The organism is Romboutsia sp., assembly GCF_056995035.1.
Genome location: NZ_JBXKIW010000026.1, coordinates 1 through 17,057 on the forward strand (window position 1 = coordinate 1; position 17,057 = coordinate 17,057).

The following is a 17,057-nucleotide window of genomic DNA, read 5'->3' on the forward strand; positions in this document are numbered from 1 at the left end:
CCATTAAATCACTTTTCATTAATACTATATCAGCAGATTCCATAGCTACATCTGTTCCACTTCCTATTGCAATTCCTATATCTGCTACTGCTAGCGCTGGAGCATCATTTATTCCATCTCCTACCATTGCAACAAATCTTCCTTGCTTTTGAAGATTTTTAACTTCATTAGATTTATCTTGTGGTAATACTTCTGCAAGTACTATATCTATACCTACTTCTTTTGCTATAGCATTTGCTGTCTTTTGATTATCTCCTGTCACCATTGCTACTTTTATACCCATGCTATGAAGCTTTTCAATTGCTCTTTTACTACTTTCTTTAACAACATCTGCTACTGCTATTACTGCCTCTACGTTACTATCTAATGCTATATACATAGGTGTTTTACCATCACTTGCTAGTTCATCTGATTTTGTTTGTAGTGTTTCTAAGCTTATGTTTCTATCATTCATAAGTTTTTTATTTCCAAGTAATATATTTTTATTGTCTATAGTTACTTCTATACCATGACCTGGTATTGCTTTAAAAGATTGTACTTTCATAAGTTCTATATTTTTATCCTCTGCATATTTTACTATTGCTTCTCCAAGTGGATGTTCTGAACCTTTTTCTGCACTTGCTGCTATTTGTAAAATATAGTTTTCATTTATTTTATTGTTTGCTATTATATCTGTAACTGTTGGCTTACCCTCTGTTATTGTTCCTGTTTTATCAAATATTATAGTGTCTACTTTATGTGCAAGTTCTAAAGCCTCTCCACCTTTTATTAATATTCCATTTTCGGCACCTTTCCCTGTTCCTACCATAATTGCAGTAGGTGTTGCAAGCCCTAGTGCACACGGGCATGCTATTACAAGCACTGATATAAATATTGTAAGTACAAATTCTAAATCTTTGTTACCTATTATAAACCATAAAAGAGCTGATGCTAAGGAAATCACTATTACTGCTGGTACAAAATACCCTGATACAGTGTCTGCTAATTTTGCTATTGGCGCTTTTTTACCTTGAGCATCTTCTACTAACTTTATGATTTGAGATAGTGCTGTATCACTACCTACTTTCTCTGCTCTAAATTTAATGCTACCATTTTTATTTATACTAGCTCCAGTAACTTTGTCTCCAATACTTTTTTCTACTGGTATACTTTCTCCTGTAAGCATTGCTTCATCTACAGAAGTATGACCTTCTACAACAACTCCATCTACAGGGATTTTACTACCTGGTTTAACTACTATTATGTCTGAAACTTCTACTTCTTCTATTGGTATTTCTATTTCTTTACCATCTTTTATAATTGTTGCAGTTTTAGGTTGAAGCCCCATAAGTTTTTTTATAGCTTCGCTTGTTTTTCCTTTTGAACTAGATTCTAAGTATTTCCCAAGTAATATTAAAGCTATTATTATACCTGCACTTTCAAAGTATAATTGATGATGCCCAGATACTCCTTGTAAATTATCCCTTGCTATTTTAATAGTTGTATATAAACTATATATAAATGCAGCTGATGTTCCTATTGCAACTAATGAATCCATATTTGGACTTTTTACTATTAATGCTTTAAATCCATTTATATAGAATTTGTATCCAGCAATCAATACGGGTATTACTAATACTAATTGTATTAATGCATAATTTAGCGAATTATTCATAGGGTCTATTACCATAGGTACTGGCCATGGCCCAAAAGGTTTTGATAACATTGGCCCCATTGCTATATAAAATAATGGTATAGAAAATCCTATTGCTATGATAAACTTTATAAATAAAGTTTTCATTTCTTTTTCTTTTCTTAATTTATCTTCATCTATTTCTTTTTCTTTATTTTTACTTTCTTCTAAAACTGTATATCCTGCTTTTACTATAACCTCTTTTATTTGAGATAATCTTAATTTAGATGGATCATAATTTATAGTTGCCTTTTCTGTTGCAATATTTACACTTACATTTTCCACTCCATCTAATTTTTTAACTACTCTTTCTACTGCTTTTGAACAAGCTGCACAAGTCATACCACCTATTTTAAAATCTACTTTTTTATAAGTAATATCTTCTAATAAATCATATCCTGATTTTTGTAGCGCTTGTTTGAAGTCCTCAAATTTAACTTTAGTACAGTCATACTCTATTTCTATTTTTTCTGTTGCCATGTTTACACTTTGACTTAATACTCCGTCAAGTTTCTTTACCGCCCTCTCGGCAGCTTTCCCGCATGCTGCTCAGGTCATTCCACTTACTTTATAACTCTTTTTTACTATATTATTATCCATTATGGTTAACCCCTCTCTTATTATACGGTGATATTTATTTAATACCCCCTATAGGTATATTAAAACATTTATTTATTTAAATCAATACTTTTTTATATAGATATAAAAAAAGCCTAGCTATAATTTTAGCTAGACTAATATTTTTTAATTTCTTCTACTTCTTATAAAATCTATAACTATATATAAAACTACTATTATAGTTATAGCTGTAACTGCTTTAATTATCCATGAACTAGTTCTAAAACCATGCGTCATTCCGTAAAATGGATTAAAAAATCCATAAAATCCACCTCTACTAAAAATAGGTCTACTACCTTTTCCATAATCGTCATAATTTTTGTTTTTATATGTTGTATCATTGTTTTTAGGTTTTGTTGAAAAGCTTCCTGAATCTGGTTTTACACTACTATTTGAATTGTTATTTTCGTAACTTTTATTTGGCTTAGTTGAAAAACCTCCAGAGTCTGGTTTTATTATAGTTGTTTTAGGTTTTGAATAAGATTTAAATCCACCTGAGCTAAATCCACCTGATTTTGGTCTTGATGCTGCTAAGTAATATATTTCGATACCTTTATCATATGCATAAGATTTAGTTAGTGCAAATAAATTTAATGATGCTATAAATAAAAATACTGTTAAAGTTAAAAGGGTTATTAATTTTTTTTTGTTTTTTTTCATATTACACTTTAAGTCCTAATTCTATAAATTTATCATTTATTCTAATAAGCTCATCTTGCTTATCATCTGATATAACTGAATCATAACTTTCTTCCCCTTTAAACTTTGAATATCTTAGTATATGTTGATTATCATAATCTTTACTATCTATTAAATAAACATATCTTGAAAAATTTCCCTCTTCATCTTTTTCAACTAAATAACCTGCTACGTTAAATAAGTAATCTTCATCACCATTATAAAGAGTTACTGTATCGCTAGATTTTGTAAGTAAGCTATCTTTTTTATTACATTGTAATACGTATTCTTTTTCTCTACAATTTAAACATCCATTCATAGAGCATTCATTTACACAGTTTTTACATTTACATTGGCTACATTTCTCTAGTTTTTCTATATTTATTTTCTTTTCATTAGTTAAATAGTCGTATATTTTATCATCTATGTTTTTTTGAGGTTTAATTAATTTACTAAAAAACCCTTTATCTTTTTTACTTTCTCTTTCTAATTCATCTAAAAATGCCATATATTCTTTTAAGGTATCTACTTTACTTACAAAAGTTCTCTTGTTAATTTCTTTTTCATCTAGTATTTGCCTTAAATCATCATATGCAAACATCATATCACTATATATTTTTCTATGTTTATTTCTTTCATTTTCTATTCTGTCATTTTCCATATATTTCCCTCCCTTGCTATAAATAAGCCTGTTATATACATAGTTTAAAATAATTACCTTATCTAATTAAATATTATAAACTGTATTTTAATTTTTTAAGGGTAGATAGTTATTTACCATCTACCCTATGATTTCATATTATTTTTTCATTTGCTCTTTTATTCTTTCTAGTTCTTGTTGTACTTTATCATCTACAACAGGTGAACTATTTATATATTCATCTAAAGCTTCATCTTCATTTTTAGGCTTTAAGTCTTCTAATGCTTTACCATAGCTTTCCTTTTGTTCTACTTTCTTTTCTAATTCATCTAAATTTATACCATGGTCATCACTAAGCCCTGCTAATGTTTCATTTATTTCATTACTTATTTCAGCTACATCAAGTCTTGTAGCTAATTCTTGTTTTTTAGATTTCATTTTAGATATTTCTATTTCTAAATCTTGTATTTTATTTTTTATAAGTTGTATTTTTCCATCTTGTTCTTTTATTCTGTTTTCTGTACTATTTAGTTTTTCTTCTAAATCTATTTTTTGTTTAACAAATCCCTGGGCTTTTTCTACATCTTCTTTTAATATAGCTGCTTTTGTCGCTTCTTCATATTTATTGATTTTTTCTACTATATCTTTTTTTTCATTTCTAATTCCATCTACTGATGCTATAAAGTTTGCACATTGTTTTTTTGCATCTTGAAGTAATTTTTCTTTTTTTGATATTGATAAATCTAACATTTCTATAGGGTCTTCATGTTTTTCTAATGTTTTGTTTGCTTTTGCTTCTACAACGTTTTTTAGTCTTTTAAAAAATCCCATTTATTATCCATCCTTTTATACATTATTGTATTTAATCTTTAATATTAATTAAAATTTAATTTATATGTTTATTTGCTTTACTGTTATTTTATTCCTCTTGATGATATTTTACAAGTAATTTAGAATATTTATCTCAAAAATTAATTATCTAAATTTTATTTTAAGGCATTGTTATTCTTAATATATTATATGCTTATAAGTATTATGTGTTTATACTTATATTAAATTTCTACTTTTTTACTATTATGATGATAATTGTTTAGGATATACTATTTATAATATATTTGTTAATCTAATATATTTATTACATTAATATTGGAGGCTTATTTTGAGATATGTAATTGCAAGTGTTGTAAAAGGTGATGCTGGTAATTTTAATAATAATTTAAGAAAAGAAGTTTTTGAAAAATTTAAAGCTAGATCTTCAAAACTTCCTGCTCATTTTACTATTAAAGCTCCTTTTGAAAGTGACGATATAACTAACTTAGAAAATATTTTAGATGAATTTTGTAAGTGCCATAGTTCTAAGCATTATAAAATAAAAGGATATGATAATTTTGATGATAGAGTTATATTTATGAAAGTTTTAATGAGTGATGAAGGTAAACTTATGTACGATGAACTAATTGATGATTTAAGTAATATTGATTATTTAGATTTTTCTAAGGAAAATTATAAAGATAAAGTTTTTCATGTTACCATAAGCTCTAAAAAAATAAGAAATATATTTAATAAGTTATGGGATTATGTTTCTTTAATACCTTGTAATTTTGATTGTAGTTTTGACAATATTTGCATATATAAATGGGTTGATAATACTTGGGTATTGCATAAAGAATATTTATTAAATTAGTTAGATTAAAAAAGTAAGTAATTCAAACCTTGAATTACTTACTTTCATCATAGCTTATTATAAACTTAATAGATTGAGCCACTATTTACTATAGGTTGTGCATCTTTGTTTCCACAAAGGACAACTAGTAAATTGCTTACCATAGCAGCTTTACGCTCTTCATCAAGAGTTACTATATTATTTTCACTTAAATTAGTTAATGCCATTTCTACCATACTTACAGCACCTTCAACAATTTTCTTACGTGCTGCTATTATTGCTTCTGCTTGTTGACGTTGTAGCATTGCTGCTGCAATCTCAGGCGCATAAGAAAGATGAGTAATACGGACCTCAGTAACTTCAACTCCTGAAATATCAACTCTTGACTGTAATTCTTCTTTTAACTTATCTGCGATTTCTTGACTACTACCACGAAGAGATTTTTCCTCTCCATCTTCAGCCACGTCATATGGGTAAAGTCTTGCAACATTACGAATAGTAGAATCACATTGAATTGATAAAAATGTCTTATAATTATCTACATTAAATACAGCTTTAGTTGCATCTACTACCTTCCAGATTACAACAACACCAATTATAATAGGATTTCCTAATTGATCATTAACTTTTTGTTTTTCATTATTAAGAGTCATTGCTTTTAAAGATACTTTCTTACCACTTGTATTAGCCGATATGTCTGTTTTATCTGTAGATGAAGATTTTGAAATGTTAATTGCTGATAATGATGTTGGATTTACTGCTGAGCAAAATGGATTTACCCAATAAAAGCCTTCTTTTTTTATAGTACCATAGTATTTGCCAAATAAAACTAAAACTATTGCTTCTTTAGGATTAAGTATTTTAAAACCAAACACTAGAATAAAATTTACGACCATTCCTAGTATTCCTAAAATTAATAAAAATGAACCTAAACCAGTAAATCCATTATCCATTTTTATTATTCCAAAAGCCATACTCCCTATTGAAATTACTAGAAATAAAAGACTTTCTATTAGAGCTATAACACCATTAAATGATTTTGCTTCCTTCTCTTCATAATTCATTTCTTCTTTTAACATATATATCTCCCCCCAACTTATATTTGTATTAAGTATATCTCAATATAATAATATCACTCTTATCATTTTAAGTTGTCTTTTTTCTGTTAATCACCACGTGAATTAAATATATTACTAAATATATTACCAATACATTTAATGCTAACATTGATAAATTCATACATGTAGAATTCAAGATACTATCGCTAGATTTAATAGGTGAGTCATATCTAGTAAAAAAAGTAAATGGATATCCATAATTAAAAGCGAATCCATCTGATGATTTGCTCGGAAAAATATATGCAGTTAATGATGATATCATAATGGACCAATTAAAAATTTTCTTATTAATCATATTTTCACCCCTTTTAATATGTATTATATACTAATCAAAGTCATATTTCCATTTTTAGGATAATATAGTTAAGTACAAAACCTATCTTAGAATAAAAACATAAATAAGGTAGTCCATTGGGATTACCTTATTTATGGCTTCATCATCATCTTGATAGAAAACATAACATTCATTTTTTTATTTAGCCTGTATTCCTATATATCCTGCTCTTCTTAATATTGGTATAATTTTAGCTCCTATTGCTGCTATCATTAAGCTTAAGACTAAATCTCCACCTATGCACATTACAAATCCATAAAGTACAGCTAGATATACTGTATATGGATTACCTAAGTAAAACTTATTGATAAGGTATAAGTATGGAACTCCTATTAAGTAAAGGATGAATAATCCTACTAATACAGCTATTAATATATCTTTCATTTTTAATTCCTTTTTATTTTCTGTCATCTTCCCTATAACAAATGCAGTTACTATAAATCCTATAAGATATCCAAAAGTTGGTTGTAATATGTACGAAGGTCCTCCTCCTTGTGTAAATACCGGCACTCCTATAAGTCCTATAATTACATACAATAATTGAGATAGCATTCCTAATCTAGATCCTAATAATATCCCTGAAAATGCACAAAACATAAACTGTAAAGTAAAAGGAACGTACGGTAATGGAATTTTTATGAATGCACCTATTGCAGTTAATGCTGCAAAAAGTGCAACCATTGATAAGTCCTTAGTTTTCATAATATCAAATCACTCCTTATATGTTATTTACAGTTTAATTATACTATCTTTTCATTAATATGTAAACTTATTTAATTTTAAAGGTTTACGCATATTATAGTAATTTCATTAACTATATATATTAGGATATATCCCATTAACATTAACATAATCTCTTTATAATTATTAAAACTTTAATGTAAGCCATATTATTTATTTCTTTATGTACAATTACAATTGATGATTGCAATAAAATAATATTATTAGTAAATTACTTAAGTATATAAATTAGTTTGGTAATATTATAAAACCTCAACATATCCTTTATTTAATTATATTATATAATAAAAATACCTTAGAAGAGATTGTCTTCTAAGGCATAAATGCTCCTGAATTATAATCTTCTATTGTATCAATTTTTTCAAAAACTTTTTTACAAATATATATCTGAGAATTCAATATTTATTTTTTCGATTATATTACTTTGAGAAATTTCATCATTATTTTTAATACAAGGTTGCGATGTTTCAAATATAGGTAATTCAATGATAAATTCACTACCTACACCTTCTTTACTTTTTAGAGTTATAGTTCCTTTATGTAGTTCAACTAAAGACTTTACAAGAGATAAACCAATTCCACTGCCTTCTGTATTTCTTGTAAAAGACTTGTCAACTTGTTTGAATTTTTCAAAAATAAAATTCTGTTGTTCAGTAGAAATTCCTATACCATCATCTTTTATACATATGATTATGCTATTACCTTTATCAAAGATATTGATATTTATAGTACCATTTTCACGTCTAAATTTAATAGCATTGGATATCAGATTAAGAATTATTCTCTCAATAGCATCTAAATCAAAGTTTAAATATTTTTCTTCTACCTCTGTATCAAATATCAAATTCATACCATGTAACTCTATATAATTAGAAACAGATAAACCAATATCTTCTACTACTGATACTATGTTATTACATGTTAGATCTAATGTTAAAAATCCATCATCTATTTTAGTAGAATCGATTATATTATTAACTAGTCTTAAAAGTCTGCAACAATTTTGTTTTATTATTGTATTGTACTGTTTTGTAACTTCATCCTTAGCATTTAACTCCAATACTTGAAGTGCACTATAAATTACATTTATTGGAGTTCTAAGTTCATGAGATAAATTAGCAAAAAATTCTGTTTTAAGCTTTTCATTTTCTCGAGCTTCATTTAATAATTTTACAGCTTTCTCAGCTTTTTTTCTCTCCAAAATATCATAAATTACAGTCAAATAACAGTTATCTTCTTTTGGCTCTAAAGCAGTACTTTTAAGTTCAACATCTTTTATTTTTCCATCAAGGGAATTTAATTTATATTCTCCAAAATTAACAGTAGGATTAATACCATTTTTTTGATCTTCTAACTTTTTGGTAAAATCATCTAAGAAATCTTTATGAATTAATTCAAAAGAAGTTCTTCCCACTAATTCTTTTTTGTGTTTTGATCCAAACAATTTAACAGCAGCTGCATTTGCATATATAATTTTGTAATTATGTCTAAAAACAACTGCATCTGGTAAAAACTCTAGAAGCTTTTTATAATTATTTCTACTAACCTTAAGTTTTTCATTAATTTTTTTAGCTTTAATTTTTTCTTCTTTTAACTTAGCAATAGTTTTTTCTAATTCTATAGTTTTCAATTCAAGTTCTATATTTTTATTATTTAAATCATTGAAAATAGCATTTAAAGGATTCTTTATTACATTTTCAACTAAAGCTTTGTACAGAAAGTAATAGCATATAAATTTTAAGATATGGATAAATACATTAAAGTCATTATAAATTGAGTTATTAATAACGAACATATATCTTACTAGCATTGATAATATTAAGTATGCGCTCATGTAAAATACTGTTGTTTTACTGAAATGTTTTTTATTTTTAATAAAAAGTATGGTAGCTAATAACATACATAAAATCGACATATACTCACATTGAACGTAAAATTTAGTATTACCTAAACCAGTAATAAAGCATATAGGAAAATAGTTTGTAAAAAAAATTATGTACAATAAAAATAAAGAAAGAAGTATGTAAAAATAAGCTACTACATGTTTGTTAAAAGTTTTATATAAAAAAATAAAAGATATCAATATTGATAATACTTCTACAAGTCTAAATATTGTACTTAATTGTAATGATATATTTATTAATTCTTTTCCATTATATATAATATTATTGTAAATAACACCATGTAGAAAATTAAAAAGAGAAACAAATCCAAACACAATACCTAAAAAAAGAAAATAGTTATTTTTTGACATTTCATAAGAATTAATAACGGTAATAACAAGACTAAAACATATAGCTGTATTTAATGTTTCAATAATACTATGAGGCAATATGTAATTTACTTTTTTTATGTAGAAAATAAATGGTAAACAAAGTATAAAAATAATGTATTTATGAATATTATATTTATTTAGTATACCTTTAAGATTAAAGTATTTTAAGAATTTTCTATAAACTTTGTCCATATTGCACCTCCAAAAATATATTTTTTCAATTTAATATAATATTTTATATTATTCTACATTATTTTTAAAATTCCTTCTTATCTGTATTTGGTTTATTTTGTATAAATTTATATATAAAAATGACCTATAAATTTATAGGTCACTTTATCGCTTATTTTTTGCATAATTCAAAGAACTCTTCTTCACTTTGCTTTATTACAAGTTCTTTATCTATTTTTCCAACTGCTTCTTTAGAAAATGCTCTACAAGCACCTATACATCCTGTTTTTACATTTTCTTCTCCAGCTATTTCTTTTAATTTATTTACATCAACATTTGAACAATATGGGCATACTCTTATCATATTTAAATCCTCCTCTTAAGTGTTTATTTAATATTCTTATACCCTCATGTATTTTTATTTAAACATTTATGAAACAAAGTTTTGACACGTCTCTACCCTTAATTCTACTCAAGTAATTACCTTGTATCAATACTGTAACGTTATGACTCCTATTTTTGAATAAAACAAGTTCATAATTTACCCCTGAACTTAGATATTTAATTTTAATGAACACATCTATATTTCATATAGGTATACCTTTATGGTTGTTCAATTAAACGAACAAAAAAAAGAATCTATCTTTAGCTGATACATCCTTTGGTATTACTTAAGTTGAAGATAATAAGGATAAAATTTGCGAAAAAAATGCAGGTTGGCCTAATCACTTATTTATAAAAATGTAGAACCACCTTATGTAGAATTTTTTCTCACTCAATGGTTCTATTATAATTATATTACTGTTTGAATTTAAATTTATATATAACTATGTGTGACGTTAGACTGTAAAATTAACTTGACATTAAGTTGAATATCAGATATACCATGTGGTCTAGTATAGAATTTATTGTTTGTTTTATATTAGAATTAGCATCTTCAATGTAACTAACATCCACATATCCCACTATATTGCCCGTTTTTATCTTTATCCATCCTGGCTTAGTTGAACCATCTGCAATAGCATACACCTTTTGTCCGCTTTTTAATTCTTTAATTATTTTTGCATCTAAAGAAGGTGTTTTTCTCATATACAAAGTGTCAACACTGTCTATAACTTTTACTTTTTTACTTAAAGTGTTGATGTTCTTTATATCTTTGACAAAGGGACTAGAAACATAACCTATATTACCATTGTATCTTATTTTTAACCATTCGTTAGAGTAACTTCCGATTACATTTAATACTGCGCCTTTACGTATTTTTGAGATTCTTTCATAGGTTGTCCCAGGTCCACTTCTCATGTTTAAAGTGTGTGTATTTACTATTACAAATTTACGTTTTGTTGTATCTAAATTTTTAATACTATTATCGTTTATTTTTATATATTTTTTTAACACATAACCTACTTTACCTTTAAAATTAATTTCGTAGTACTCTCCTACTTCTCCTATTATCTCAACACTCGAACCTGTTGTAAGTTTTCCTAACACATTATTTACAGTTTTAGTACTATTTCTTACATTTAATTTATCGGGGCCCACGTAAACTTCGCCCAATGCACTACCATATCTATCTATTGTTTTTATATATTTCTTATTACAGTAACCTTCTTTATTTTTGCATTTTATTTTATACCAAAAATCTTTTTCTTCTACTATTTTTATTTCAGAATCTTTTTCTATTGTAGTTAATACATCAGACTTAACATCCATGACTGTTCTTAAATTCACATTTTCAGTAGTCAAGGCTTCTTTAGATACTGCATCTACATTTATAACTGTTGTACTAATCAAAAGTACAGTTAATACGATTTCCTTCAGTTTATTTTTGAATTGTAAAAATCTTTTGCTCATAATTCTAGTCTCCTGTTTATTACTATATGATTAGTTTTCTATAAAATAAAATATTCACTTCCACTTAATACTTACTATATGGGATTCTACCCCTATTAATGCTATTATATATAATAAATAAAATCCCCTCTTTTATTTGAATGCATTAAATATATTATACACTTAATAATAAATAGAGTAAATCAAATGCTATGCCTTAAAATACATTTAAGGATGACTAACTAAAGCTACTAAAATTTAACAAACATTCCATAAGCCTAAAGTTAAGGAATAGTTGAAATTGATGTAAGTATTGCAAATACCACATACATATTTTGGGGTAATTTTTATAATTTTAAAATTCGACTATTATTAAACACTTTATACTTTTAGCTTAATTTTTATATGAAATAGGCTTAGAATAAATTCTAAGCCTATTTTTTTGATATTAATTTGATAGACTTCTTAAAATTTGCATTTAAAAACTTAATATCTGGCGTTATACCAAATGTTTTATTGAAGACTTCTTTGTTAATATAAATAAATATTTTTTTGTTTATAAATCTACCATATTTTTTTAAATTTTTTCTTTATTCAATGAAATTACGTTTGATGATTTTCTCCTTTTTACCCCTTGTACTACCTGATTAAAACATTTTCCTTATTATTAAAATTATATCTTGTCTAGTATGCTATCTCAACTGGCTTTAAATTATTTATTTTTACATAAACTATATTTGACATAAGTCTTTTATATGTCTTTGTGATTTTAACTAATAGTATCTTGTATACACGCTTATATTATGCTATACTGATAAAGTTATTTTAATGCTGGAAGGAGCAAATCAAATGTCAAAAAATAAAATTATAAACATCGCTGTTATAGCCCACGTTGATGCTGGGAAATCAACTTTAGTTGATGCATTCTTACACCAATCTGGAACATTCAGAGATAATGAAGTAGTAAAAGATTGTGTAATGGATAGTAATGACCTTGAAGCCGAAAGAGGTATAACTATATATTCTAAAAACTGTTCTATAAACTACAAGGATTACAAAATAAATATAGTAGATACTCCTGGACATAGTGACTTCTCTTCTGAAGTTGAGCGTGTTATAAAGACTGTTGATACAGTTGTATTACTAGTAGATGCTAGTGAAGGGCCAATGCCTCAAACTAGATTCGTTTTACAAAAATCTTTAGAAGCAGGTTTAAGACCTATATTATTCATAAATAAAATAGATAAATCTGATCAAAGAGCTGAAGAAGTAGTAGATGAGGTATTCGACTTATTCGTTGACTTACATGCTAACGATGAGCAATGTGAATTCCCAATAATATACGGAATAGCTAAGCAAGGTATAGCTAAATTAGAAATGGATGATGACAGTACTGATCTTTCTCCATTATTCGAAACAGTTATAAACCACGTTGAAGCTTACCCTGATTACAATGAAGAATCTTTACAATTACAAGTATCTGCTCTTGCATATGATGATTATGTAGGTAGACTTGGTATAGGTAGAGTTTACAAAGGAACTGTAAAAAACGGTGCTACTGTTTCTGTATGTAAAGTTGATGGAACTGTTTCAAGAGGAAAAATATCTAAGCTTACAACTTATGAAGGATTAGTTCAAGTTGAAACAGATGAAGCTTATTCTGGTGATATAGTTGTTGTTGCTGGTATGCCTGATATATCAATAGGTGAAACTATATGTAATACTGATAATCCATTACCAATGGAATTAATACACATAGAAGAACCTACATTATCTATGAACTTCTTAGTTAATGATTCTCCATTCTGCGGTAAGAGTGGTAAATTCGTAACTACTAGACATATAAAAGATAGATTAGATAAAGAATTAGAAGTTAACGTTGGACTTAAAGTTGAGCCAATGGAAACTAGTGATGGATTCAGAGTTTCTGGTCGTGGAGAGCTTCACTTATCAATACTTCTTGAAAACATGAGACGTGAAGGATACGAAATAGGTGTATCTAAGCCTCAAGTTTTACTTACTAAACAAGAAGGAAAATTAATGGAACCTATGGAAAGAGTTATAGTTAACTGTCCAGAAATTTACTCAGGAACTGTTATAAACAAGATGAACTTAAGAAAAGCAATGATGGAAGCAATGGAAATAGAAGGAGATTATGTTAAGATAACATTTATAGCTCCAACTAGAGGACTTTTAGGATACAGAAGTGAATTCATAAACGATACTCGTGGAGAAGGAACTTTAGTTAGATCATTCGAAAAATATGAAGATCACAAAGGTGCAATACCAGGAAGAAGTAATGGAGTTTTAGTAGCTCAAGGACCTGGTAGTACAATGGCTTACTCTTTAAGTGCTTTAAGTGATAGAGCTTCTATGTTCGTTGATCCAGGTGTTGACGTTTACGAAGGTATGATAATCGGTATGAACTCTAGAAAAGACGATATGGTTGTTAACCCTTGTAAAAACAAGAAATTAACTAACGTTCGTGCTTCTGGTACTGATGATGCTGTTAAATTACAACCTGCTAGAGTATTCACTCTTGAAGAAGCTTTAGAGTTTATAGATGATGATGAATTAGTTGAAATAACTCCAGATTCTATAAGACTTAGAAAGAAATTCTTAAACGAAACTGATAGACTAAGATACAACAAGTCTAAGCAAGGAAAATAATAATAATTTATATAACAAAAGCTCACTTTCTAAGTGAGCTTTTATTTTTGAAAAAATATATTTAATCTATTTTATTTATATAGTTATATAAGTTCAATTTTTTATAAATTTTCTTGTGATACATCGTCTAATATATGACTTTCTGTTAAATAAGATAAGAAAGTTAAACCATACATAACACATATTAATCCTGCTGTTATAAATATTATTCCCATTTAATTAATTCCTCCTTTTATTTTTATTATATCCATCCTATATGAAATATCTGTGAATTTTATTTGAATATTTATATATTTTTTACATATCTCTACTACTCTATACATTATATTACTAATTTTCATTTTATTTCTAGTTTCAATTTTGTAACTTCTTCCATAGTTAATCTTATAATATTAATTTATATATTTTCGAAATAGATTTTTTCAAACTTATGTGTTATACTCTAAAATAATAATTAAAAGCTATGATTAGGAAAAGTAAATTCAAATCGATTACCAGAGATGGAAACTTCTAAGCTGAAAGGTTTCCTTAATAAGATGAATTGAAAAACTACCTATGAGCTTCTTATAGACGTAATACTGCGTTAAAGTATTAAGTGGATTTTATGTGAAATCAAATTGGGTGGAACCGCGGGAAAAGACTCTCGTCCCTTTTAGGGCTATGGGTCTTTTTTTGTATATAAAATTAAAGGAGATGACTATAATGTTTTATTTAAGCACTAGAGGAAATAATAAAAAATTAACCTCTTCTCAAGCTATAATAAAAGGAATTTGTGAAGATGGAGGACTTTATGTTCCAAGTGAATTTCCAAATATACTTAATGATCTTTCTAAATTAATAAATCTTAATTACTGTCAACTTTCATTTTTTATTTTAAATAAATTTTTAGTTGACTTTAGTAAAAAAGAATTAGAAACTTGTATATCTAATGCATATGATTCTAAATTTGATAATATTGATATCAGTCCCATATCTAAAGCTGGTGATAACTTTTTTCTTGAATTATATCATGGCCCTACTTTAGCATTTAAGGACATAGCACTTACAATCATGCCCCATTTGTTAAAAAAATCCATAGAAAAGAATAATTTAAATAAAGAGATAATAATATTAACTGCTACTTCTGGAGATACAGGAAAAGCTGCTTTAGAAGGGTTTAAGGATATTGATGGTATTAAGATAGTAGTGTTTTTCCCTGAAGATGGTGTAAGCCCTATACAAAAACTTCAAATGAAAACTCAAGAGGGTAAAAATACTCATGTCTTTGGTATAAAAGGAAATTTCGATGATGCTCAAACTGGAGTTAAAAATATTTTTAATGATAAAGACTTTAATGATTATTTAAAAAAACATGACTGCCTTCTCTCTTCTGCTAACTCAATTAATATAGGTAGATTAATTCCTCAAATAATTTATTATTTTCATTCATATTTAAATTTAGTTAAAAAAGGTGAAATAAACTTATATGACAAAATAAACTTTGTTGTTCCTACTGGAAATTTCGGTAATATATTAGCTGGTTTTTATGCTAAAACTATGGGGCTCCCTATAAATAAATTAATTTGCGCTTCTAATGATAATAACGTCCTTTATGATTTTTTTACAACTGGTACATATGATAAAAATAGAAGTTTAAAATTAACAACGTCTCCTTCTATGGATATATTAGTTTCTAGCAATCTAGAAAGGCTATTGTTCGAACTATGTAATAGAGATTTTAACGTACTAAATACTTTAATGCATGATTTAAATACAAAAGGAGCTTACGAAATCTCTGATTATATGAAAAATAACTTAAGCAATTTTCATGGAGAGTATGCTACTTTAAAAGAAGTTGAAACTACCATAAAAGAAGTTTTTGAAAATCACAATTATCTTATAGATACTCACACCGCTGTTGCATACTCATCTTATGAAAAATATAAAAAGAAAACTTTAGATAATAGTAAAACAATAATAATTAGTACTGCTAGTCCTTATAAGTTTTCAAAGGATGTTTTAAAATCTATAGATTGTAACTCTACTTTTTATGATGATTTTGAAATTATAAATTATTTATCTAAATTAAGCCATACCCAAATACCTAAAGCTATTGAAAAACTTAAATTCTCAAAAATAATTCATAAAGATATATATGAAAAAGAAAATTTAATTGATGCTCTTAAAAAAGTTGTTTTTTAATTTAAAAAGTTTAGATTTTTATAAACTTACATTATAATATTTTGAAAGGATATGTGATTTTTTATGATAGAAATTATAGTACCTGCTACTAGTGCAAATATTGGACCTGGTTTTGATTGTTTGGGAATTTCCCTTGATTTGTATAATAAATTTTATATAGAAGAAATTAATAGTGGTCTTGAAATATACGGTTGTGAGGATGATTTTAAAAATGAAGATAATCTTGTTTATAAATCAATGAAGTACTTTTTTGATAATGTTGAATGTGATTATATTCCTAAAGGTATAAAAATAGGAATTAAAAGTGAGATCCCTATATGTAGAGGTCTTGGAAGCAGTGCTTCATGTATAGTTGCAGGTGTTATGGCTGCAAACTATTTTAGTAGGTGTAATTTAGATAAAAATAAACTACTCGAAATAGCCAGTAATATAGAAGGGCATCCTGATAATGTAGCTCCTGCTT

General features: G+C 26.8%; 13 protein-coding genes, 1 pseudogene and 1 other annotated feature. Of the genes and pseudogenes, 4 read left to right on the forward strand and 10 right to left on the reverse strand.

Annotated features, from left to right (window positions below):
- The 4 genes and pseudogenes from AC11VW_RS03055 to AC11VW_RS03070 form a co-directional block, all read right to left on the reverse strand.
- Window positions 1–2,272 (reverse strand): annotated as a pseudogene (locus AC11VW_RS03055) (heavy metal translocating P-type ATPase); the annotation flags it as partial.
- 144 nt (window positions 2,273–2,416) lie between these two features.
- Window positions 2,417–2,950 carry a hypothetical protein gene (locus tag AC11VW_RS03060; protein WP_484299919.1) on the reverse strand — a complete coding sequence of 178 codons (534 nt, stop codon included), beginning with the start codon at window positions 2,948–2,950 and terminating at the stop codon, window positions 2,417–2,419.
- A 1-nt stretch (window position 2,951) separates the two neighbouring features.
- Window positions 2,952–3,629, reverse strand: coding sequence for a hypothetical protein (locus AC11VW_RS03065; RefSeq protein ID WP_484299920.1), 678 nt, complete (start codon window positions 3,627–3,629; stop codon window positions 2,952–2,954).
- 138 nt (window positions 3,630–3,767) lie between these two features.
- Window positions 3,768–4,439 carry a PspA/IM30 family protein gene (locus AC11VW_RS03070; protein WP_484299921.1) on the reverse strand — a complete coding sequence of 224 codons (672 nt, stop codon included), beginning with the start codon at window positions 4,437–4,439 and terminating at the stop codon, window positions 3,768–3,770.
- 328 nt (window positions 4,440–4,767) lie between these two features.
- Between AC11VW_RS03070 and AC11VW_RS03075 the strand changes: the two genes are divergently transcribed.
- Complete coding sequence (locus AC11VW_RS03075) at window positions 4,768–5,292, forward strand: 2'-5' RNA ligase family protein (protein ID WP_484299922.1); 525 nt, start codon at window positions 4,768–4,770, stop codon at window positions 5,290–5,292.
- Window positions 5,293–5,357: 65 nt separating this feature from the next.
- Here the strand turns inward: AC11VW_RS03075 and AC11VW_RS03080 are convergent, their stop codons facing one another.
- The 6 genes from AC11VW_RS03080 to AC11VW_RS03105 all read right to left on the reverse strand — a co-directional run bounded on the left by AC11VW_RS03080 (window position 5,358) and on the right by AC11VW_RS03105 (window position 11,764).
- The gene (locus tag AC11VW_RS03080; protein WP_484299923.1) at window positions 5,358–6,350 is read right to left on the reverse strand and encodes an SPFH domain-containing protein; all 993 of its coding nucleotides are present in this window, start codon (window positions 6,348–6,350) and stop codon (window positions 5,358–5,360) included.
- 67 nt (window positions 6,351–6,417) lie between these two features.
- Window positions 6,418–6,684 carry a hypothetical protein gene (locus AC11VW_RS03085; protein WP_484299924.1) on the reverse strand — a complete coding sequence of 89 codons (267 nt, stop codon included), beginning with the start codon at window positions 6,682–6,684 and terminating at the stop codon, window positions 6,418–6,420.
- A 177-nt stretch (window positions 6,685–6,861) separates the two neighbouring features.
- Window positions 6,862–7,425 carry a biotin transporter BioY gene (locus AC11VW_RS03090; protein WP_484299925.1) on the reverse strand — a complete coding sequence of 188 codons (564 nt, stop codon included), beginning with the start codon at window positions 7,423–7,425 and terminating at the stop codon, window positions 6,862–6,864.
- Between the two features lie 412 nt (window positions 7,426–7,837).
- The gene (locus AC11VW_RS03095; RefSeq protein WP_484299926.1) at window positions 7,838–9,931 is read right to left on the reverse strand and encodes a sensor histidine kinase; all 2,094 of its coding nucleotides are present in this window, start codon (window positions 9,929–9,931) and stop codon (window positions 7,838–7,840) included.
- A gap of 151 nt (window positions 9,932–10,082) precedes the next feature.
- Window positions 10,083–10,274, reverse strand: a complete 192-nt coding sequence (locus AC11VW_RS03100) for a DUF1450 domain-containing protein (protein ID WP_484299927.1) — start codon at window positions 10,272–10,274, stop codon at window positions 10,083–10,085.
- Window positions 10,275–10,762: 488 nt separating this feature from the next.
- Window positions 10,763–11,764, reverse strand: coding sequence for an SH3 domain-containing protein (locus tag AC11VW_RS03105; protein ID WP_484299928.1), 1,002 nt, complete (start codon window positions 11,762–11,764; stop codon window positions 10,763–10,765).
- Window positions 11,765–12,592: 828 nt separating this feature from the next.
- Here AC11VW_RS03105 and typA point away from each other — a divergent pair.
- The 3 genes from typA to AC11VW_RS03120 form a co-directional block, all read left to right on the forward strand.
- Complete coding sequence (typA, locus tag AC11VW_RS03110) at window positions 12,593–14,413, forward strand: translational GTPase TypA (RefSeq protein ID WP_484299929.1); 1,821 nt, start codon at window positions 12,593–12,595, stop codon at window positions 14,411–14,413.
- A 454-nt stretch (window positions 14,414–14,867) separates the two neighbouring features.
- Window positions 14,868–15,067, forward strand: a binding site (T-box leader).
- A gap of 48 nt (window positions 15,068–15,115) precedes the next feature.
- Window positions 15,116–16,594 carry a threonine synthase gene (thrC, locus tag AC11VW_RS03115; protein WP_484299930.1) on the forward strand — a complete coding sequence of 493 codons (1,479 nt, stop codon included), beginning with the start codon at window positions 15,116–15,118 and terminating at the stop codon, window positions 16,592–16,594.
- Between the two features lie 63 nt (window positions 16,595–16,657).
- Window positions 16,658–17,057 (forward strand): homoserine kinase (locus AC11VW_RS03120; protein ID WP_484299931.1); only part of this gene is annotated, 400 nt, incomplete at its 3' end.

What these genes read in the sequence shown, in the direction of transcription:
- AC11VW_RS03105 (WP_484299928.1), bottom strand. Translation starts at nt 11,764, where the DNA reads ATGAGCAAAAGATTTTTACAATTCAAAAATAAACTGAAGGAAATCGTA.
- AC11VW_RS03095 (WP_484299926.1), bottom strand. Translation starts at nt 9,931, where the DNA reads ATGGACAAAGTTTATAGAAAATTCTTAAAATACTTTAATCTTAAAGGT.
- AC11VW_RS03060 (WP_484299919.1), bottom strand. Translation starts at nt 2,950, where the DNA reads ATGAAAAAAAACAAAAAAAAATTAATAACCCTTTTAACTTTAACAGTA.
- typA (WP_484299929.1), top strand. Translation starts at nt 12,593, where the DNA reads ATGTCAAAAAATAAAATTATAAACATCGCTGTTATAGCCCACGTTGAT.
- AC11VW_RS03100 (WP_484299927.1), bottom strand. Translation starts at nt 10,274, where the DNA reads ATGATAAGAGTATGCCCATATTGTTCAAATGTTGATGTAAATAAATTA.
- AC11VW_RS03070 (WP_484299921.1), bottom strand. Translation starts at nt 4,439, where the DNA reads ATGGGATTTTTTAAAAGACTAAAAAACGTTGTAGAAGCAAAAGCAAAC.
- AC11VW_RS03090 (WP_484299925.1), bottom strand. Translation starts at nt 7,425, where the DNA reads ATGAAAACTAAGGACTTATCAATGGTTGCACTTTTTGCAGCATTAACT.
- thrC (WP_484299930.1), top strand. Translation starts at nt 15,116, where the DNA reads ATGTTTTATTTAAGCACTAGAGGAAATAATAAAAAATTAACCTCTTCT.
- AC11VW_RS03080 (WP_484299923.1), bottom strand. Translation starts at nt 6,350, where the DNA reads ATGTTAAAAGAAGAAATGAATTATGAAGAGAAGGAAGCAAAATCATTT.
- AC11VW_RS03065 (WP_484299920.1), bottom strand. Translation starts at nt 3,629, where the DNA reads ATGGAAAATGACAGAATAGAAAATGAAAGAAATAAACATAGAAAAATA.
- AC11VW_RS03085 (WP_484299924.1), bottom strand. Translation starts at nt 6,684, where the DNA reads ATGATTAATAAGAAAATTTTTAATTGGTCCATTATGATATCATCATTA.